Source organism: Streptomyces sp. 5K101 (genome assembly GCF_046506645.1).
Classification (GTDB): domain Bacteria; phylum Actinomycetota; class Actinomycetes; order Streptomycetales; family Streptomycetaceae; genus Streptomyces.
The window spans coordinates 101,467-119,816 of sequence record NZ_JBKFFO010000007.1 but is presented as its reverse complement, the minus strand read 5'-3'; the positions used below and the strand labels follow the sequence as shown (position 1 = coordinate 119,816).

Annotated in this window: 17 protein-coding genes and 1 tRNA gene; 14 read left to right on the top strand and 4 right to left on the bottom strand. The window is 67.0% G+C overall.

Annotation, left to right across the window (positions count from 1 at the left end; translation table 11 throughout):
• Positions 1-175 precede the first annotated feature (175 nt).
• On the top strand, positions 176-1,135 hold the full coding sequence (locus ACLB9X_RS15850) for a restriction endonuclease (protein ID WP_410360994.1): 960 nt from the start codon (positions 176-178) through the stop codon (positions 1,133-1,135).
• Between the two features lie 256 nt (positions 1,136-1,391).
• On the opposite strand, the gene ACLB9X_RS15845 is transcribed toward ACLB9X_RS15850, so the two are convergent.
• Positions 1,392-2,993: a restriction endonuclease gene (locus ACLB9X_RS15845; protein ID WP_410360993.1), complete on the bottom strand. Its 1,602-nt coding sequence runs from the start codon at positions 2,991-2,993 to the stop codon at positions 1,392-1,394.
• A gap of 598 nt (positions 2,994-3,591) precedes the next feature.
• On the opposite strand from ACLB9X_RS15845, the gene ACLB9X_RS15840 reads away from it, so the two are divergent.
• Positions 3,592-3,975 (top strand): hypothetical protein, encoded by a 384-nt coding sequence (locus ACLB9X_RS15840; RefSeq protein ID WP_410360992.1) that lies wholly within the window; start codon positions 3,592-3,594, stop codon positions 3,973-3,975.
• 448 nt (positions 3,976-4,423) lie between these two features.
• Here the strand turns inward: ACLB9X_RS15840 and ACLB9X_RS15835 are convergent, their stop codons facing one another.
• Together ACLB9X_RS15835 and ACLB9X_RS15830 are read right to left on the bottom strand one after the other, a co-directional pair.
• Positions 4,424-6,223, bottom strand: a complete 1,800-nt coding sequence (locus tag ACLB9X_RS15835) for a hypothetical protein (protein WP_410360991.1) — start codon at positions 6,221-6,223, stop codon at positions 4,424-4,426.
• Between the two features lie 672 nt (positions 6,224-6,895).
• Positions 6,896-7,636, bottom strand: coding sequence for a GntR family transcriptional regulator (locus ACLB9X_RS15830; RefSeq protein WP_410360990.1), 741 nt, complete (start codon positions 7,634-7,636; stop codon positions 6,896-6,898).
• A 204-nt stretch (positions 7,637-7,840) separates the two neighbouring features.
• On the opposite strand from ACLB9X_RS15830, the gene ACLB9X_RS15825 reads away from it, so the two are divergent.
• From ACLB9X_RS15825 to ACLB9X_RS15790, 8 genes are all read left to right on the top strand, one after another.
• Complete coding sequence (locus ACLB9X_RS15825; protein ID WP_410360989.1) at positions 7,841-8,188, top strand: hypothetical protein; 348 nt, start codon at positions 7,841-7,843, stop codon at positions 8,186-8,188.
• A 5-nt stretch (positions 8,189-8,193) separates the two neighbouring features.
• Positions 8,194-9,507: an FtsK/SpoIIIE domain-containing protein gene (locus ACLB9X_RS15820; RefSeq protein WP_410360988.1), complete on the top strand. Its 1,314-nt coding sequence runs from the start codon at positions 8,194-8,196 to the stop codon at positions 9,505-9,507.
• Positions 9,508-9,519: 12 nt separating this feature from the next.
• On the top strand, positions 9,520-9,714 hold the full coding sequence (locus tag ACLB9X_RS15815) for a hypothetical protein (protein ID WP_410360987.1): 195 nt from the start codon (positions 9,520-9,522) through the stop codon (positions 9,712-9,714).
• A 32-nt stretch (positions 9,715-9,746) separates the two neighbouring features.
• Positions 9,747-10,037: a hypothetical protein gene (locus tag ACLB9X_RS15810; RefSeq protein WP_410360986.1), complete on the top strand. Its 291-nt coding sequence runs from the start codon at positions 9,747-9,749 to the stop codon at positions 10,035-10,037.
• Between the two features lie 104 nt (positions 10,038-10,141).
• The gene (locus ACLB9X_RS15805) at positions 10,142-10,402 is read left to right on the top strand and encodes a hypothetical protein (protein ID WP_410360985.1); all 261 of its coding nucleotides are present in this window, start codon (positions 10,142-10,144) and stop codon (positions 10,400-10,402) included.
• On the top strand, positions 10,399-11,772 hold the full coding sequence (locus ACLB9X_RS15800) for a replication initiator (RefSeq protein WP_410360984.1): 1,374 nt from the start codon (positions 10,399-10,401) through the stop codon (positions 11,770-11,772). Before ACLB9X_RS15805 ends, ACLB9X_RS15800 begins: the two co-directional genes overlap by 4 nt.
• Positions 11,753-11,974, top strand: coding sequence for a helix-turn-helix transcriptional regulator (locus ACLB9X_RS15795; protein ID WP_410360983.1), 222 nt, complete (start codon positions 11,753-11,755; stop codon positions 11,972-11,974). The genes ACLB9X_RS15800 and ACLB9X_RS15795 overlap by 20 nt, the downstream gene beginning before the upstream one ends.
• On the top strand, positions 11,971-13,362 hold the full coding sequence (locus ACLB9X_RS15790) for a tyrosine-type recombinase/integrase (RefSeq protein WP_410360982.1): 1,392 nt from the start codon (positions 11,971-11,973) through the stop codon (positions 13,360-13,362). Before ACLB9X_RS15795 ends, ACLB9X_RS15790 begins: the two co-directional genes overlap by 4 nt.
• Before the next feature lie 257 nt (positions 13,363-13,619).
• On the opposite strand, the gene ACLB9X_RS15785 is transcribed toward ACLB9X_RS15790, so the two are convergent.
• Positions 13,620-13,691, bottom strand: a tRNA-Arg gene (locus ACLB9X_RS15785).
• 144 nt (positions 13,692-13,835) lie between these two features.
• Here ACLB9X_RS15785 and ACLB9X_RS15780 point away from each other — a divergent pair.
• The 4 genes from ACLB9X_RS15780 (at position 13,836) to ACLB9X_RS15765 (ending at position 18,347) form a co-directional block, all read left to right on the top strand.
• Complete coding sequence (locus ACLB9X_RS15780) at positions 13,836-14,327, top strand: response regulator (protein ID WP_410360981.1); 492 nt, start codon at positions 13,836-13,838, stop codon at positions 14,325-14,327.
• Between the two features lie 95 nt (positions 14,328-14,422).
• Positions 14,423-15,553, top strand: a complete 1,131-nt coding sequence (gene nrtL / locus ACLB9X_RS15775; protein ID WP_410360980.1) for an ArgS-related anticodon-binding protein NrtL — start codon at positions 14,423-14,425, stop codon at positions 15,551-15,553.
• A gap of 14 nt (positions 15,554-15,567) precedes the next feature.
• Positions 15,568-16,959 (top strand): diaminopimelate decarboxylase, encoded by a 1,392-nt coding sequence (gene lysA, locus ACLB9X_RS15770; protein ID WP_410360979.1) that lies wholly within the window; start codon positions 15,568-15,570, stop codon positions 16,957-16,959.
• Positions 16,960-17,054: 95 nt separating this feature from the next.
• Positions 17,055-18,347: a homoserine dehydrogenase gene (locus ACLB9X_RS15765; RefSeq protein ID WP_410360978.1), complete on the top strand. Its 1,293-nt coding sequence runs from the start codon at positions 17,055-17,057 to the stop codon at positions 18,345-18,347.
• The last annotated feature ends 3 nt before the right edge of the window (positions 18,348-18,350 follow it).

Genomic DNA, 18,350 nt, shown 5'->3' with positions numbered 1-18,350 from the left:
GCTGTCCTCTATTTGCGTTTCGCGTAAGTCATGGACAGAAGCGTCCTTTTGAGCACTAGACTACGTCTCGGCCCCTCCGGGAAGGGGAGCACTTGCGGTCAAGCTTGATGGCCCTTCTTTCTGCCAGTAGACCTGCTAAGCGATCTCCGGAGATATCGGAACGTCGGGAGCTGTAATGCCTGAATATGCATTAGACGAATGGCGCGCCATTATGCGCGGCGAGAGGCCTCAGCCATCGGACGACTACATCGTCATTGCCTTTCCGGATGATGAACTGCGAACCGCCTATCTGAGTCAAGTTTCTTCGTGGCCAGAGATGGAAGTTCGAGCGATCCTCAGGAACATGCTCGGCGGGTCATCCCGTCTTTCTATTCTTGATCAGATCCACTTGCAAGTTCTGAAGGCCAAGGGTCCGTCGCGATCCTATCCCAATGCGCCGAACGAGCGTCACTTTAGCGAGTATGAAGGTCGGGCCATACTTGCAGCAGCTGGCAGGAGCTCGGAGCCGGTTTGGCAGGGGATTTCATGGGTGTTGGATCTCCTCCCGGATTCCCCACGTGACGCGCTTAATGCGGTGTCGGCCTACTTCATGGCGCACTTCAAGGTGCTGTCTGACTGGAGGGAAGCTGGCCTCTCTGATGCTATTGCGCTGATCCGTCATCGGTACATCACGCAAGGGCGAACGGAACGCGAGCGGAAGATCGAATTACTGCGAAGCCTTGATCCGAGAGATCTTGAGTTTCTGATCGCTGACCTTTATCGAGCCATGGGGTATGCGGTGCGCGTTACTCCTCGGCAAAAGGATGGAGGAAAAGATATTGAGGCGGAGCGCGGCAACGAGAAAATCTATATCGAGTGCAAGAATTGGGAGCAGAAGGTTGACGTCAACACTGTTCGTAGCTTCGGGTTTGTCGTAATGGATAAGAATGTGACGTCGGGAGTTCTTGTTTCGGTTTCTGGTTTCACAGAGAGGGGCCCAGAGACTGCGGAAAAGCTGGTTACGGAATCTTCCGTGCGGCACCGCATGGTTCTGCTGGATGGCCATCGTACCGTTCAGCAGCTTAACGAATACCTCGGTGCAGGTTGGCACCTACGAGCTGACCACATCATTGCTCTTCAGAAGCGCAATGGCTGACTTGCCTAGACCGCGAGACAGCCTGGCCGACCGTCTCCGCCAGACGTGCCAGCTCACCGAGCTCATGGGCCCGTCAAGAACTGTTTTCTTGCCCTGGGTCTTGCCGGGGATCTTGGTGAGCTGGGTTTTTGCTGCTCAGCAGCAGTGATCCCGTGCGCCTGGTGGTCGTCATTGGTCGTCCTTGGCCACTGTTGAGCGGCCTCGGACGGCCCAGAGACGGCCCAGCTCCTCGGTCTGTGTGGGCGGCCCGCCAGCCTCAGCGCGAGGGGCGCCTCTTCGGGGGGACCGGGCCCGGGATCACATCCTTGCCAAGGTGCTCCTTGATTAGGTACTTGAGTTCCGGGCCTTCGATGAGCTGGAGCCGACCATGTTGGCGGGCAAAGTCGTGGCTGGCCCTACCGAACCACGATGTCGTGATCAGAACCCCCTTGGCAGCACGCTTGTGCTCGACCACTCCGGCGAGCGCCTGCACGGACTCAACACCCACGAGCTTGCTGTAGCGCTTCGCCTGAATGATGCACTCACCGTTGAAGACGGGGTCCTTGCTGACGGCCACCGCGTCAACGCCCTCGTCTTTGGACGCCTGGGTGTTCCAGGCCTCCATGCCGATCGCCTCAAACAGTTGGCGAATCAGGTGCTCGAACTCGGTGGGCGTCAGCTTCACCAGCACGGGCCTGCTGTCCAGGCCAGCGACTACATCCATGCTGTCCATGAGCCGGTACTTCGACAGGTCGAACTCGACGATGGGGCGAATCGGTTCGAGATCGTAGGGGTTGGGAGACACCAGAGCGTTGAGTCCCCTGAGACACTGCGCTGGATCAACCTGACTGAGACGGAGCTTCCCGAACTGCTCCCTGCTGGCGCTGAGCGTCACTAGACAGGGTGAGACCTCCTGACCGGTGGCCCGGTCGATGGTTCTCACATGGCCGTTCAGGATCACGCCATTGACGATCCGGTCCGGATCGCTCGTCAGGACCTCGTGAACAGTCCTCAGAGCGACTTGTGCCAGGACGGAGGCGTAGATCTCCTTGCGCTCCTTTTCCGGACGAGGCAGCACGGTCATCTCGTCTCGGTTCTTCACGTACCGGTAGCCCCGCGCCGTAGGAACGATTGCCTCAGGAGGCAAGTGGATCTCCACGAGTACGTCACCGGTGGCTGGTCGAAAGGCGATCCGATGCTCGTGAGGGAAGCCCAATGGGTACTCCGACGCATCCAGAACAGCTCCTAGATGAGCCTCGACCGCCGCGGGCTCCCCGGCCCTGTACGCCTCGCGCTCCTCGTCCAGCTTCGAGTTGAAGGCCGCCACCTCGTCAAGGGCCTGCGCTTCGGCCTGGCGATGCTCGGCACGCTTTCGCTCCAGCGTTGCCAGCCGCTTCTCCTCGGCTCGCCTGTGGCGCTCTTGTGCCTCGCTGAACCGCACACGCGCCTCAACAACCTCAGTTTCATAGCGCTTCCTGCCAAGACCCAGGACAGCGGCCAGACCGCCAGGCTCCGGTGGTGCGAACTCCTCCCAGCGCGGTGAAGGCTCCGGGCGAGACCAAGGACGCTCGTCTAACTTCTTCGGCGCGTAAGTCCTCCGCCGACGTTCAAAGGTCGTCGGCGGATCGCCCACCAACGCGTCACGGAGCAACTGCCCGAGCTGCTCGACCTCGTGCTCGACCCCGATCGTGCGCACCTGCGCCTGCTCGGCCTGCTGCTCCTGATACGCGGCCTTCCGCTCGCGCTCCTGCCGCTTGCTGGCCGTTTCAGCGGCCTTGCGTTCTCGCTCCGCTTGTCGTGCCCGCTGCTCCTGGGCACGTCGTAACGCCTGCTGCTGCCGCTGATAGTCGTTGCCTCGGCCGCTGCCCCGCTGCGCCACCTGTCCACCCCTCCCCTGGCCTTACTCCGCCACAGGGCTGCATTCCCCTTCCACCTCGCAGAATCACGCAGGGCAGAGACATCACCTCAGCCGGACGGCACGGTGCACCGTGGACTCAAGTCGTTTTGGCCACAACCGACGACAGTCAGCCACGATGGCGGGTTTGCCAACCGGCCAGGCGCGCGTGTGCCTCGCCGCACTCCTACTGGCCTCAGCCACGCTGTCGAGGTGTCGTCGACCGAGGAAGCCATGACGGCCGGCCCGTGAGCACACTGCCTGAGCCATCAGCTTGGGAAGCTGCGAGTATTGAAGGCCCACTGTAGGAGCTGACCTGCTCGAACGGCTGGTTCTGCGGCTCGGCGCGCGGCTGCTTTCACCATGATTCCCCGTTGTTCCCCGCTCGATCTGGTGCGGTTATGGTGCGGGCCTGTCGTGGTGTGGCCCTGGGAGGACAACTACCGGTCGAGGCTTCCGGTCCGCTCTGGACAGCCGTGGACTGTGCTGAATTTGGCGGAACCGAGTCGGACGAAGAAGATCGACGCGCTAACATCCTGGGGCGTTGAGGTGTAGCCAGAGCGCCGGGTCACAAGGAGCATGCATGTTACGAAGCGAGAATATGGATACGAATCAGAATCTTCTCTTCACCTCTCTTTCAGAGGTGGCCGTGCTTCGCGCCCTCGAACTAGCCGGCAGTCGGCTTGCAGTGAACAACCGCCCCTCGCGAGCAGCGCTTAACCAGCTTCCAAAATGGGACGTTCACACCTTGTTGCGCGTAAAAGAGAGTGACCTCGACTCCCTCCTGAAAGGCGCGTGGGATCTTCCTAAGGCTTCAGGCTATCCTGACGAACTTCTACGGGCACTAGACGAGCACACTCGCATCATTCTCATGGCGGGGATTGCTTACAGTCGAGCGGACATGCTTATGACGCTGGCAAAGCGCAACCTAGATGCCAACATTTTCAACGTAAAGCGCGGAAGCTGAAATGAGTACACGTCGCCGCTGTTGAGCAACCTCGGACGGCCCAGAGACGGCCCAGTTTCGACCCGATCGACTGTCGGCGACACCTTCGACATGCCCTGCCTGAACCTCAGCCGACGACAGTCAGCCACGACGGCGGGTGCGCCGACCGACTACGCGCGCGTGTGCCTCGCTGCACCCCCCACCGGCCTCAGCCACGCTGTCATGTCGCCGACCAGAGCAAGCTGCGCCGGCGGGAGCGTGGCGGTGAGACCTTGGGCGAGGACCTCTTCGTCCCAGAGCAACTTGGGTGAGGGCAATTCCTTGGGTTGGTGTGCCACTCATCTGCGCTGTGGTCCGCACACGTTCGCGGTTGTTCGCCGCCGTCTGCTGGCGTTGTCGCGCAGTTAGACACTAGACAAGTTCAGCTCTGGCGGAGCGCCTCGGCCGTCCTAGGGCGCAGACCACTCAGTTACCTACGAAGCTCGATCCATGCAGCTCTTACAGCATTTACGGCCCGTTGCCTCCACGAACGCGAGGGGGCGCCGTGCGGATTGGCTAGGGCCGTATGTACGGATGCCTCATCACGATCTACAGAATCGGCAGAAGTGATCAGAGCCAATAGCGCGAGTGCTCGCAGACCGAGGGCCGCCCTCTCACGACCTACTTCTTTCATGAAGCCGTGGGCGATGAGGTTACGGACGTTCATTCCCTCTCCAAGCAGGAATGTTTCGAGAAACCGGCTCCAGTCCGGATCGAAGTCGTTCTGTGTCAACGGGTCGAGGAGAACTCCCAACCCAGGAAACTGGCCGCTCCCATCGCCGACTGCCGTTCGGTACAGGGGTTCATTGAGCTCTAGCAGAAGCGCGCGAGCTGCCGCTTCGACCTTGGGGACTGCCAGATGAGCGCTGGCTTCAAACTCACCAACCCAGTAGAGGATAAAAGCCTTTGCCAGGGCGTATGCAAAGTCCGGATGGACCCCTGACTCAACCAGCGACACGTTCAGGTCCTCGAACGATGGAATACCAAAGCGGGTCTTGATGAGATCCAGAGCATCCGCCAGAACGATCCCGTGCAAGTGAATGTTCATGGTCTCAACACGGATGAGCTCCCGCCGGAGGGCATCATCATCGTCGCCAAGAACCCGCTTCGGTAGGTCGTTGTCGCCGAACATGACAGTCGTAGCCAGTCGGCTAAACACAGACTGATTGAAAACTTCACGTGCCGTGCGTTCGTTAACCGCGAGCGTGCCGCTGGGTGAATCGGTATGAAACCAGTACCCCAGAGCAGCAAGCCATGTGTCCGCACGCTCGAACGGACGCAGATAGCTGCGGAACAGGGTGTTCGGGATCTTGATCTTAGCCTCTATCGTCTTCCATTCCACAGGTGGCGCCGATTGTAGACGGGAGACTGCAACCTTCTCCAGTTCGGGCAAGTTTAGTTGACGCGCCCTTGAAGCTGCATTGTTCAGGTGGGCCCGGATAACAATCCCATCGGTTGCTCGATCAGCGTCGTTCAGATAGGCCGTCACTTCTGCCTCACTAGCTTTCCGAATGCGCGAGTCGTCGCCCACAGCTCGTCGGCGCACCAGTCTCGCAACCTGGGCGACGATATGCGTATCGGTGTACGTCAACAATGCCCGATCGAGCAGATCGTCCACCCTCGGATCCACTGGCAGGGCATTCTTTTTCCGCTGCGGTGCCGTAAGCGCGTCCAGCAGGTTCACAAAGACATGGGGAGCGTCTTGGCGCGTTAGTGCGTCCTGTGCTGTATCGAACATGACGGAGGCCACTTGTTGCATTAGTGGCATGAGCTTGACAGAGCGGGCCAGTGTCCAGGCACGAAGCAACGCATGACTCTGCTCGGTCATTCGGAAGTCTCCGCCGACCAAGTCAAGATAACCATGAGCGGCCTGCTCAGCCGCATCGCGAGGATTAGCAAGGCGGAGGGTGAAGAGAATATCAGCGCAGCGCGCCCGTGCCGCAGGATGCGTTACGCTACCCGCTAGCTCCCGCCACAGGGCACGAACTTCATCGTCGGAATAGTTCAGTGCTCTAGGAATAGCCGGTCCATCGAGCGGAACGAGGGATGCGCCGGGCTGAGCTGATCCGAGCGGCATCACCGAAAGGTGATACGCGAAAGTCGTCACCAGTTCGCGCACCGCAGCGGGATCGAGGGGCGGCGTCGGCTTTGCAGCGAGCTCCTGTACGTTGGCACCCACCTCGAGAAAGCCCTCAGCTCCTTCGCAAGCCACGTCAGCAAGCTGAGCCAAGGCCGGTACGACAGCCGAGTCATGCTGGTACGGGGTGAGGCCCGGCGCAGAAGACTGGTCACGTGACGTGCTGTCAACGAGGTGCACGTCGTGATCTTCAGATTCAACACGTTCCACTTCTTGCCCCGCTTACATCACGCAGTCGGTGTCGGTGCATTCAGTCAACCAGAGCCGAACCTCGCACTCAAAACGGGTATTTGCGCGATCTTCTCCGCCGTCAGGTCGTTTCAGACCAGCCCGCGTGGCCGGTGCCGGTTGGGGCACTGAATCACCTCGTCCGGCGTCACGATCAGGTAGGCGGAGCGGCTTTGGGGTGGCGCTGCTTTGGCGCGACTGATCATGGCCCCGTAAGCTTGCGGTGCGTCGGGCAGTCTGTAGACCTGCCTGGTAAAGCACGACGTTGGGGCCATGATCTTCGAGGCTCGCGCCAAAGTGGCTCCGTCAAGCCGTGGAGCCGACCGCCCCAGCCACGACGTACCCCTTCTTTGACGTCAGGTGGCTGATTGCTGTGCGCGCGGCACGGGCACCGGCCGGGCTGGAGGGGACGGAGGCAGGAGCGCAGGCCCGGCCGGGGGCCGGGCCGCGCGCGGGGAGCGGAGCGAGCCGCCTTGATGACGTGAAGAAAGTCTGAGCCAATTCAGGTTCGGCTGGGTTCGGCTGGCAGGGGTTCGGCTACAGCCTGAACGACAGCTCCAACTCATCGCCCGGTAGGTGGAACTCCTCCAGAACCAGGGGCTTGTCTGCCTCCGCGAGCGTCACGCGCAGGACATGCAAGAGGGGCACCCCGTCCGCGAGTCGCAGGGCTTGGGCCTGGTCCGGTAGGGGCATGCGGGTGCGGACGTACTCCGTGAAGTGGAGTTCGTGGCCCAGGTCGGCGAGTGCGGTGTAGAGCTCCGGTGCTGGCGGCGGGGCCTCCTCCTCGTACTTGGTGTCGATGAGGACCGAGAATGGCACGTACGTCCGGTGGAGTTGGCGCAGGCGGCCATTGTCTGCCGTTTGTAGGGCGTCGTACGTGAACATCGGCTCGCCCGGCGGGATGCGGAGTAGGTCCGCCAGGGCTAGCGGGGCGTCGGTGCGGGTGGCTACGGGCGGCTCGGCGTCGGTCCAGCGGATGCCGTCGGCCTCGATGTAGCGGCCGTCGGGGGCTCGGCGTACGCCGCGCGGGCGTGTGAGGCTGGGGCGGCTGTGGGGGGAGCGGGCGAAGGTGCCGCGGCCCATGATGGCCTCGACGAGACCGGATGCCCTTAGTTCGGCTAGGCCCTGACGGACTGTGGGGCGCGTCACGCCGAACTGCTTCGCCAACGTCTCCTCGGACGGGAGCGGTTGGCCAGCCGCGAAGGTGCCGTCCAAGATGCCATCGCGCAGGTAGTCGGCGATCTGCCGGTACTTCGGCTGCGTGTCCTTCGGCGGCATGCGGGCCCTCCGTGGCCGTGGATTCTGCGGCTGTTCGTCGTCGTAGACGGCTTGCCCACGATCGTGGACAGCTTCTCGTATCGCTAGCCGGTTGACAACCCGTACTACGGGTCGTCACTCTGGTCTGGGGTCACCCGTACTACGGGTGGTCTAGCAACCCGGAGGATCCGCCTTCGGGTGCCAGAGATAGAGGAGAGACGAACAGTGGCAAGCCTTCCGATCGACACCGCGAAGTTCACGGGGATCATCTGCGCCGTGCCCCCGGCTCCGCGGGTCGCCAACCGAGAGACCGGTCAGCTCCGCGTTGACCGCGAGACCGGAAAGACCATGTACCAAGTCGGACTCTGCCTGATGGCCGGGGCGTCGGCCGACGTCGTGACCGTGAACGTGGCCGGTGAGCCGACCGGTGTGCAGCTCGGCATGCCGGTGGCCGTGCGGGACCTGGTCGCCACGCCGTGGGAGAACGAGGGACGGCACGGGATCGCGTTCCGTGCGGCGGAGATCCGGCCCCTGAGCGCTCCCGCCCCGGCGGGTAAGGGGGCCGCGCAGTGATGAACATGGCCTCCACCACCTCCGCCGGTGCGTCCGGGCCGAGTTGGGTTCTGGTGGTGGCCGCAGTGCTGGTGCCGGGCCTGTTTCTGGCGAGCCCGGCCCTGCGCCGCCGCTATCCCGTCGCCTGGTGGCTGTTACTCGGCTTCCCGGCTGCGGCCTTCCGGGTCATGCACACCTGGCGGCCGTTGATGGCCGGCTGCGGCCTCGCCGTGAGTCGGCGACCGGCGCTGACCGTCGTGTCAGGGCTCGTCGGCAACGGGGCGCCTCCACCGCAGCCGCAGGTACCGCGTCGCGGACTCATACGCCCGACCTCCGGCGGCTTCGTGCTGCTGGTACGGCTGTTGCCGGGCCAGGTGCCGGAGGACTTCGTCAAGGCTGCTCCCGCCATGGCGGAGGGCTGGGAGGTTCATGCGGTGCGGGTGACCTCCTGGAAACCGGGGATCGTGCGGATCGTTGCATCGGCGTCCGACCCGTTGGCCGCTCCTCGGGTTCCGATGCAGCGAGGCCCTGGCCATCTGCTCCGGGTGTCCGTGGGCGTGCTGGAGACCGGGGCCGCGTGGGTGCTCGACCTGCGGCGCGTGCCGCACTGGCTGATCGTGGGTGCCACCCGTTCCGGCAAGTCTACGTTGATCAACGCACTCGTTGCGGGCCTGGCTCCGCAATCCGTCGCCCTGGTCGGGATCGACTGCAAGGGCGGCATGGAACTGTCCCTCTACGGGCCGCGGTTGTCCGCCCTGGCGACCAACCGTGAACAGGCGGTGCGGCTGCTGGCTGCGCTCGTCGACCTGACCCTCGACCGCATGAGCGTGTGCCGGGCCGCTCGCGTCCGTAACGTCTGGGGTCTGCCGGACAAGGAACGCCCGGTCCCCGTCGTCGTGATCGTCGACGAGATCGCGGAACTGTTCCTCGTCGCGAGCCGAAGTGAGAAGGACGAAGCGCAAGCGGCCGGTACGGCGTTGATCCGGCTGGCCCAACTCGGCGCGGCCCTCGGGGTGTTCCTCGTTGTCGCCGGCCAACGCGTCGGCTCCGACCTGGGGCCCGGCGTTACCGCCCTGCGCGCGCAGTTGGGCGGCCGGGTGTGCCATCGGGTTGCCGACCCGGGGACCGCGGAAATGGCGCTCGGCGACCTCAACCCCGATGCCCTCAAGGCTGCGCAGGCCATCACCCCGGAACAGGCCGGTACGGCCGTCCTCGCCTCCGGCGACGGCTGGGAACGCGCCCGGTCGCACCTGATCACGGAAGCAGAGGCGGAAGCCGTCGCCGCCGAGTACGCGCACCTGACTCCCGTCCTGTCCGAACTGCACGTCGAAGCGCCGTGAAAGGGGCCTGCCGTGCTGGTGTCCATGTCCGCCGTTCTGCTGCTCGGTCTGCTGATCTGGTTCCTGCTGCGCATCCGGTACCTGAGGTGGGCCGACGCGCTGCTCTGCGGAGCCTTCGGCTTCCTGCTCTCCAAGACCGTGGCCGCGCCGTTCGCTCAGGCGTTCCTCGACGGCGTGAGCGGCTTCCTGGGCCAACTCCGCTTCTGACAGCACCCGTTGACAAGAGAAGGGGACTCCCTGTGTCCAAGTACGTCATCCGCTCCGGTGACCCGGCCGCGTTCCTCGCCGGTCTGCGTGAGCTGGTCGACTTCCTGTCGGCCAACCCTGCGGTCGTCGTACCGCGCCACGCATCCGTCGCAGTCCTGGTTGACGCCTCCGACTCCGCCACTCGCCGAGAGGGAGTGGAGTCCGTCGCCGCTCCGCTTGGCGTGCCGACGGAGGACCTCGGCCGGGGCTACTTCGACGCGCGCCGCGACTTCGGACCGATCGCGTACGTCGTCGTCGCGATTCCGCCCGAGGAGCGGCAGTGATCGCCCGTACGACGGGCCCCCGACGGGGCGCGAAGTCGCCAAACCCGACCCCGTCAGGAACCCACTCCATCCGCCACATGAGCAGTGAAAGGAGCACTCACACTTTGTCCACCGCGCATCATTCGCGCAAATCCCCGCTGCCCGACTGTGAACTCAGGCAGCGCGACTCGGAGGTCTCGACCTGCGCCGGAAAGGATCAGATCGTCCTCGTCGGGCTCGATGACACGGAGCAGCATCTGTGCCCCGCTCACGCTGCGGCGCTCTGGCTCACGGAGCCGACACTCCGCTTCAGTGCCAAGACCCGGCCGGAGGGCATTTCGGCCGTGATGGGGCATGCATTCGGCGGCGGGGGTGGTCGCCGATGACCACCGCCCTCATACCGCGGGGCGCTGCCGATCTGGTTGCCAGGGCGTCGGACCCGGAGTTCGCCGCCTGGCGCCGGAACATCGTCCGCCTCGGCGGCTGCACCAACCCGATTCACCTGGTCGGCACGGCGACCGTCTTCGACACGACTACGGGCGCGGCGCTGCTCTCGTACGGGTCCGACGTCTACGGCGGTCGCCTGCTCACCGCGTGCGGCAACCGACGGGCGACGGTCTGCCCGGCCTGCTCGGCGCTGTACCGGGCGGACACGTACCAACTCGTACGGGCCGGACTCGTCGGCGGCAAGAACGTCACGGAGGCGGTGAGCGGGCACCCGCGCGTGTTCGCCACGCTCACCGCTCCCGGCTTCGGTCCGGTCCATACGCGGCGGGAAGACGAGGGGCGTGTACGGGCCTGCCGCCCTCGTCGGTCGGGGGAGTGCTGCCCCCACGGGCGGCCGGCCGGATGCCGTGCGCGCCACTCGGCGGACGATCCTTGCCTCGGCGAACCTCTCTGCCCGCGCTGCTACGACTACGCGGGCGCTGTCCTCTGGCACGCGTACGCCGGTCGGCTATGGCACCGGTTCGGGCTGGAGCTGCGGCGGGAGGTCGCCCGGTGTGCCGGGCTGTCGCGTACGGAGTTCGGGGAAGTCGCTCGGCTCTCGTACGCGAAGGTCGCCGAGTACCAGCGGCGCGGCCTGGTCCACTTCCATGGCGTGATCCGCCTCGACGGACCGGACGGACCCGACTCGGCTCCGCCGGGCTGGGCGACCGTGCCGCTCCTGGCGGACGCCGTACGGGAGGTGGCCGGTCGGGTACGGCTGACCGCTCCGGGGGCGGACGTCGTCGGTCGGCGGGAGCTGCGCTTCGGCACGCAGGTCGACGTGCGCCCGGTCACCTCGTACGGCCGGAGCACGGGGGAGCGGCCTGCCTCCGCGGCGGCTGTGGCTGGCTACATCGCCAAGTACGCCACGAAGGGGGCGGAGACCGCCGGCGCAGTCGACGGCCGGATCTACCACGCGCGGAACATGGTCACGCTGCCCGTGCGGGCGCACGTGCTGCGCATGATCGGCACGTGCTGGTGGCTCGGCGGACTGCCGGAATTCGAGTCGCTCGGACTGCGCCGTTGGGCCCACATGCTTGGGTACGGCGGCCACTTCTCCAGCAAGTCACGCCGCTACTCGACCACGCTGACCGCACTCCGGCAGGCCCGTGCCGACCACCGCGCGGAGCAACAGCGGGCAGCCTTCGGACTGGCTGACGTCCCGACCATCACGGTCGGGGAGTGGCGTTACGCGGGGCGCGGCTACTCGCCGGAGGCGGCGCTCCTGGCTGCCTCCGTGCAGGAGGGCGATGGCCGTCATGGTGCGTGAGAACCGCGGTAGGGCGGCCGAGCTGCTCACCGTGCGCCAGGTACTCGACGAACTGGGCGGCATCTCCCGGCGCACCTTCTACCGGTGGCGGGAACTGCGCCTCGCCCCGCCCTGCATCCGCCTGCCGAACGGAGAGCTCCGGGTTCGGCGCGACGTGCTCAACGACTGGTTGGAGGAGCGTGCAGAGGGGGCCTCGTCGTGAAGTCATACAAGGTCGTCATCTGGAAGCTCAGCATCAACCGCTCCGCGAAGAAACCGACGTACCTCGTCCGCTGGTCCGTCGACGGCGAACCCTTCCACGAGTCGCACAAGACAAAGGCGCTCGCCGACCGCTTCCGCGCGAAGCTGCTTCGGGCGGCGGACAAGGGCGAGCCGTTCGACACCGTGACCGGTCTGCCGGACTCGTTACGTGGGGGCAAGGCGGCCCTGTCCCTGCTCGGGCTGGCGCTCAAGTACATCGATGCCCGGTGGGCGGAGGCGTCGGCCAAGCAACGCGACAGCATGACCGACGCCTTGGCGACCGTCCTGCCCGCGCTGGTAAAGCCGGTCCGCGGACGACCGACTCCGGCAGATCTGCGGCGGGCACTGCGCTCGTACGTCCTGCCTCCGCCTCGGCGGGAGCGCGAGCGGCCCGAGGAGATCGCGGCGGCAGCGAAGTGGATCGACAAAGCCTCGCTGCCGGTCGCGGAACTCCAGGAGATCACCCGCGCGCACGCCCTGATCGACGCACTCACGCGGAAGCTCGACGGCAAGCCTGCGGCCACGCAGACCTACCGGCGGCGCCGTGCGGTGATCTTCAACGCCCTTGAGTACGCAGTGGAGTTGGAGATGCTGCCCTCGAACCCCTTGAGTCGCGTGCGACGCAAGCGGGGGAAGCGAGCCGTCCAGGAAATCGACCGTCGGGTAGTGGTCAACCCTCGACAGGCGCGGGAGTTGCTGGCTGCGGTCACCTACGTCGGCGGCTATGAACGGGCGAGCGGTCGACGCCTGCGGGCGTTCTTCGGCTGTCTGTACTACGCGGCCATGCGGCCCAGTGAGGCACTGGGCCTGCGCCTGTCGGACTGCACGCTCCCGGAAAAGGGCTGGGGCCGGATCGACCTGGCCGAGACCCGGCCCACCGCCGGGAAGGCGTGGACCGACTCCGGCGAGGCACACGACCGGCGCGGCCTGAAGCAGCGGGCGGACGGTGAGGTGCGCATCGTGCCGATACCGCCTCCGCTCGTGCGGATGCTCCAAGACCACATCAAGGAGTTCGGCACGGCGGAGGACGGCAGGCTGTTCGCCAGTGAGCGGGGCAACGTCGTAGCCGCGTCGTCTTACTCCCGTGCGTGGAAGCAGGCCCGGAAACTGGCGTTCCCACCAGAACAGGTCTCCTCCGTCCTGGCGGCTCGCCCGTACGACCTTCGTCACGCAGGCGTCTCCCAGTGGCTCAACTCTGGCGTCCCCGCCCCGGAGGTGGCGGCCCGCGCCGGCCACTCCGTGGACGTGCTTCTGAAGATCTACGCGAAGTGCATCGACGGCCAAGAGCAGGAGATGAACGAGCGGATCCTGAGGGGTCTAGGGGAGGAGGACGACGACACCGAGGGATGAAACGGCCCACACGGCCCTCACACGAAAGCCTCGGAGCGATCCGGGGCTTTCGCCGTGTCGGAGGTGTGTCGGGAAGCTACGCTCAGGTTGCCGAGAAACGGCTGTTGACCTGCCAGAAGGCCCGCCAAGATCATTACGTCGTCATTACATGATCACTTTCATGGCCCTGCATCCGACCGCCTCCACCTGCACATGCAACAAGACCCCGCACTCAGCGAACTCGCTGGTCACGGGGTCTTTGGGCACCTCAGAAAGGGTGCCCCCGGCAGGATTCGAACCTGCGCACACGGCTCCGGAGGCCGTTGCTCTATCCCCTGAGCTACGGGGGCGTGCGCCCGCTGCTGCGTGGCGACGGGTAGAACCCTACCAGCTCCCGAAGGGTCGCCGTGAACAGGTATTTCCAGCCCGTGACGGTCCCGGGTGCGCGGCCCCCTGTGCCCCCTCGTGCCCCGCGTCCCCCGCACGGGTCGGAAGTGGGGAAAACCCGGACGCCGCCGTGCTCGCGCACCTACTCTCGAGTTGTGTCCAGCGCGTCCGGCCGAGTGCTCGTTGTCGATGACAACCGGGTGATTCGGCAGCTGATCAGGGTCAACCTCGAGCTGGAGGGCTTCGAGGTCGTGACCGCGGCCGATGGTGCCGAGTGTCTGGACGTCGTCCATCAGGTGGAGCCGGACGTGATCACCCTTGACGTCGTGATGCCCCGGCTCGACGGCCTGCGGACCGCCGCTCGCCTGCGGGCCGATCCCGCCACCCGGCACGTCCCGCTCGCGATCATCAGCGCGTGCACGCAGTACGAGGTCGAGACCGGCATCGCCGCGGGCGTCGACGCCTTCCTCGCCAAGCCCTTCGAGCCCGCCGAGCTCGTCCGGATCGTGCGGCAGCTGATGTACCGCGAGCACCGGGAGGGTCCGCCGTCCGTCGACGGCAGGCATGAGACCGGGCGGGCCCGCACCACCCGCGGCTGATCCCCCCCCCGGCCCGACCCGACCTCGGCCCCGCCGCTGACCGCATGGCGAAACCGGTTCGCAAAGCCACCCCCTCCCTCCCATACGCTTGTCCCGTGACTCCCGCCGAGCTCTCCCGTACCGTCCTGCACGCCGTGTGCCGTGCGGTGGAGGACGGTGTGCTGCGGGCGCCCGTGCCCGAGAGCGTGCGCATCGAGCGGCCCCGGCCCGGCGGGCACGGGGACTACGCCACCAACGTCGCCCTCCGGCTCGCGGGACCCGCCGGGCAGCCGGCCGGCCACGTCGCCGCGCTCCTCAAGGAGCGGATCGGCCCCACAGGCGACATCGAGCGCATCGAGATCACCGGGCCCGGGTTCCTCAACTTCACCCTCGCCGGCAGCGCCCAGCAGCGGCTTCTCGCGACAGTGCGACAGCAGGGCGATCGGTACGGAATGCCCGGCGGTGTGGACAAGCCTCATAGCGCCGACATGCACGACGGCTCAAGCCGTGCCGACATGCCCGACGGCTCCGGCGAGGCCGCCGCCCACGCCGTCGCCCTCGCCCACGCCGACGAGCTGCGCGCACGCGTCTGGGCCGAGACCCTCCTGCGGCTCGGCGCCCGGCCCGCGCGCGACGGCGAGACCGTCACGGTCGTCCCCGCCCCCCGCGTCCTTCCCGACGCCCCCGGCGCCGACGCCCCCCGCGCCGGCCTCCTCGACGCCCCCGGCGCCGACGCCCCCCACAGCGACCTCCCCGACACTCCCGGCGGCGACGCCCCCACCCTCCCCGCCTCCCTCGGCCGCGACGCCGTCCGCTGGGCGCTCCTCTCCGCCGCCGCGCACGACCGGCCACGGACCGAGGGGCTCCTCGTGCAGCACGAGCGCAATCCGCTCTACCGCGTCCGATACGCCCACGCCCGCGCCAGGGCCCTCAGCCGGAGCGCCGCCGCTCTCGGTTTCGGTGCCGCCCCCGACGTGTACGTCGACGCCCCCGCCCTCACCACCGCCGTCGCCGACTACCCCGCGGTCGTCGCCGACGCCGCCCGGCTGCGCGCGCCCGACCGGCTCGCGCGGCACCTGGACGTCACCGCCGACGCGCTCCTCGCCTTCCAGCACACGGTGCTGCCCGTCGGGGACGAGAAACCCTCGGCCGCCCACCGCTCCCGGCTCGCCCTCGCCGAGGCCGCCGGGACGGTGCTCGCCGGTGGCCTCTCCCTGCTCGGCGTCAGCGCACCCGAACACCTGTGAGATGTGAGAGACAGATGAGCCGATCCGCCCACCCCGCCGGGCCCCGCCACGCCGACGTCCTCCCCGAGGGCCACTACACCGCACCCCCCACCGACCTCAACGCCCTCGACGGCAAGGTCTGGTCCCGCACCGTCACCCGGAACACGGACGGCGTCGTGACCGTCGGCGGGATCGACGTCACCCGGCTCGCCGAGGAGTTCGGCACGCCCGCGTACTTCCTCGACGAGACCGACTTCCGCGCCCGGTGCCGCGCCTGGGCCGAGGCGTTCGGCAAGGATGCCGACGTGTTCTACGCGGGCAAGGCGTTCCTCTCGCGCGCCGTCGTGCGGTGGCTGAAGGAGGAAGGGCTCAATCTCGACGTCTGCTCCGGCGGCGAGCTCGCGACCGCCCTCGACGCGGGGATGCCCGCCGAGCGCATCGCCTTCCACGGCAACAACAAGTCGGAGGCCGAGATCGAGCGCGCCGTGCGCGCGGGCGTCGGGCGCATCGTGCTCGACTCCTTCCAGGAGATCGTCCGCGTCGCGCACATCGCGCAGGGCCTCGGCAAGCGGCAGCGGGTCCAGATCCGGGTGACCGTCGGTGTCGAGGCGCACACGCACGAGTTCATCGCGACGGCCCACGAGGACCAGAAGTTCGGCATCGCGCTCGCGGGCGGGCAGGCCGCCGAGGCCGTGCGCCGCGCGCTGAAGCTCGACGGGCTGGAGCTCATCGGCATCCACTCGCACATCGGGTCGCAGATCTTCGACATGGCCGGTTTCGAGGTCTCGGCCCGCCGCGTCGTGCAGCTGCTGGCCCAGGTGCGGGACGAGCACGGCGTGGAGCTGCCCGAGATCGACCTCGGCGGCGGTCTCGGCATCGCGTACACCCCCGAGGACGACCCGCGCGAGCCGCACGAGATCGCGAAGGCGCTCGGCGAGATCGTCACCCGTGAGTGTGAGGCCGCCGGGCTGCGCACCCCCCGTATCTCCGTCGAGCCGGGCCGCGCCATCGTCGGGCCGACGGCGTTCACGCTGTACGAGGTCGGTACGGTCAAGCCGCTGGAGGGTCTGCGGACGTACGTCAGCGTCGACGGCGGCATGTCGGACAACATCCGCACCGCGCTGTACGACGCCGAGTACAGCGTCGCGCTCGTGTCGCGGACGTCGGAAGCGGCCCCGATGCTGAGCCGAGTCGTCGGCAAGCACTGTGAGAGCGGCGACATCGTGGTCAGGGACGCGTTCCTGCCGGCCGACCTGGCGCCGGGCGACCTGATCGCCGTGCCGGCCACCGGCGCGTACTGCCGCTCCATGGCCAGCAACTACAACCACGCACTTCGCCCGCCCGTCGTCGCCGTCCGGGACGGCGAGGCGCGGGTGATCGTCCGGCGTGAGACGGAGGAAGATCTCCTGCGTCTCGACGTCGGTTAATTGAGATAGGTGTCTCGAATGCCGGACGAGGGATAGAAACTCCGGTCCGGTGGGTGAGACTGGTCCAACCGTAGAAGTAAGAGAAACGAGGTCGGATGATGCGTACGCGTCCGCTGAAGGTGGCGCTGCTGGGCTGTGGTGTGGTCGGCTCAGAGGTGGCGCGCATCATGACGACGCACGCCGACGACCTCGCCGCGCGCATCGGCGCCCCGGTGGAGCTCGCCGGGGTCGCCGTGCGCCGCCCCGGGAAGGCGCGCGCCGGTATCCCCGACGAGCTCGTCACCACCGATGCCACCGCCCTGGTCAAACGCGGCGACATCGACGTCGTCGTCGAGGTCATCGGCGGCATCGAGCCGGCGCGGGCCCTCATCACCACGGCGTTCGAGCACGGCGCCTCCGTGGTCTCCGCCAACAAGGCGCTGCTCGCCGAGGACGGCGCGACGCTCTACGCCGCCGCCGAGCAGCATGGCCGGGACCTGTACTTCGAAGCGGCCGTCGCGGGCGCTATCCCGCTGATCAGGCCGCTGCGCGAGTCCCTCGCGGGCGACAAGGTCAACCGCGTCCTCGGCATCGTCAACGGCACGACGAACTTCATCCTGGACAAGATGGACACGTCCGGGGCCGGCTACTCCGAGGCGCTCGACGAGGCCACCGCCCTCGGGTACGCCGAGGCCGACCCGACAGCCGACGTCGAGGGGTTCGACGCGGCCGCCAAGGCCGCCATCCTCGCCGGGATCGCCTTCCACACCCGCGTACGGCTCGACGACGTCTACCGCGAGGGCATGACCGAGGTCACGGCCGCCGACTTCGCGTCCGCCAAGCGCATGGGCTGCACCATCAAGCTGCTCGCCATCTGCGAGCGCGCCGCCGACGGCCAGTCCGTCACCGCGCGCGTGCACCCCGCGATGATCCCGCTCAGCCACCCGCTGGCGTCGGTCCGCGAGGCGTACAACGCGGTGTTCGTCGAGGCCGAGGCCGCCGGCCGACTGATGTTCTACGGCCCCGGCGCCGGCGGCTCGCCGACGGCCTCCGCGGTCCTCGGCGACCTCGTCGCCGTCTGCCGCAACAAGCTCGCCGAGGCAACGGGGCCCGGCGAATCCGCGTACACCCAGCTGCCCGTGAGCCCCATGGGCGACGTGGTGACGCGGTACCACATCAGCCTCGACGTGGCCGACAAGCCGGGCGTTCTCGCCCAGGTCGCGACGGTCTTCGCCGAGCACGGCGTATCGATCGACACCGTGCGCCAGCAGGGCAAGGACGGCGAGGCATCGCTCGTCGTCGTCACCCACCGCGCGCCCGACGCCGCCCTGTCCGGGACCGTCGAGGCGCTGCGCAAGCTCGACACCGTGCGCGGTGTCGCCAGCATCATGCGTGTTGAAGGGGAGTAAGGG

Bases quoted from the DNA above. Each gene is read 5' to 3' on its own strand.
- ACLB9X_RS15800 (WP_410360984.1), top strand. From the start codon at position 10,399: ATGACCACCGCCCTCATACCGCGGGGCGCTGCCGATCTGGTTGCCAGG.
- ACLB9X_RS15820 (WP_410360988.1), top strand. From the start codon at position 8,194: ATGGCCTCCACCACCTCCGCCGGTGCGTCCGGGCCGAGTTGGGTTCTG.
- ACLB9X_RS15850 (WP_410360994.1), top strand. From the start codon at position 176: ATGCCTGAATATGCATTAGACGAATGGCGCGCCATTATGCGCGGCGAG.
- ACLB9X_RS15765 (WP_410360978.1), top strand. From the start codon at position 17,055: ATGATGCGTACGCGTCCGCTGAAGGTGGCGCTGCTGGGCTGTGGTGTG.
- lysA (WP_410360979.1), top strand. From the start codon at position 15,568: ATGAGCCGATCCGCCCACCCCGCCGGGCCCCGCCACGCCGACGTCCTC.
- ACLB9X_RS15795 (WP_410360983.1), top strand. From the start codon at position 11,753: ATGGCCGTCATGGTGCGTGAGAACCGCGGTAGGGCGGCCGAGCTGCTC.
- ACLB9X_RS15830 (WP_410360990.1), bottom strand. From the start codon at position 7,636: ATGCCGCCGAAGGACACGCAGCCGAAGTACCGGCAGATCGCCGACTAC.
- ACLB9X_RS15840 (WP_410360992.1), top strand. From the start codon at position 3,592: ATGTTACGAAGCGAGAATATGGATACGAATCAGAATCTTCTCTTCACC.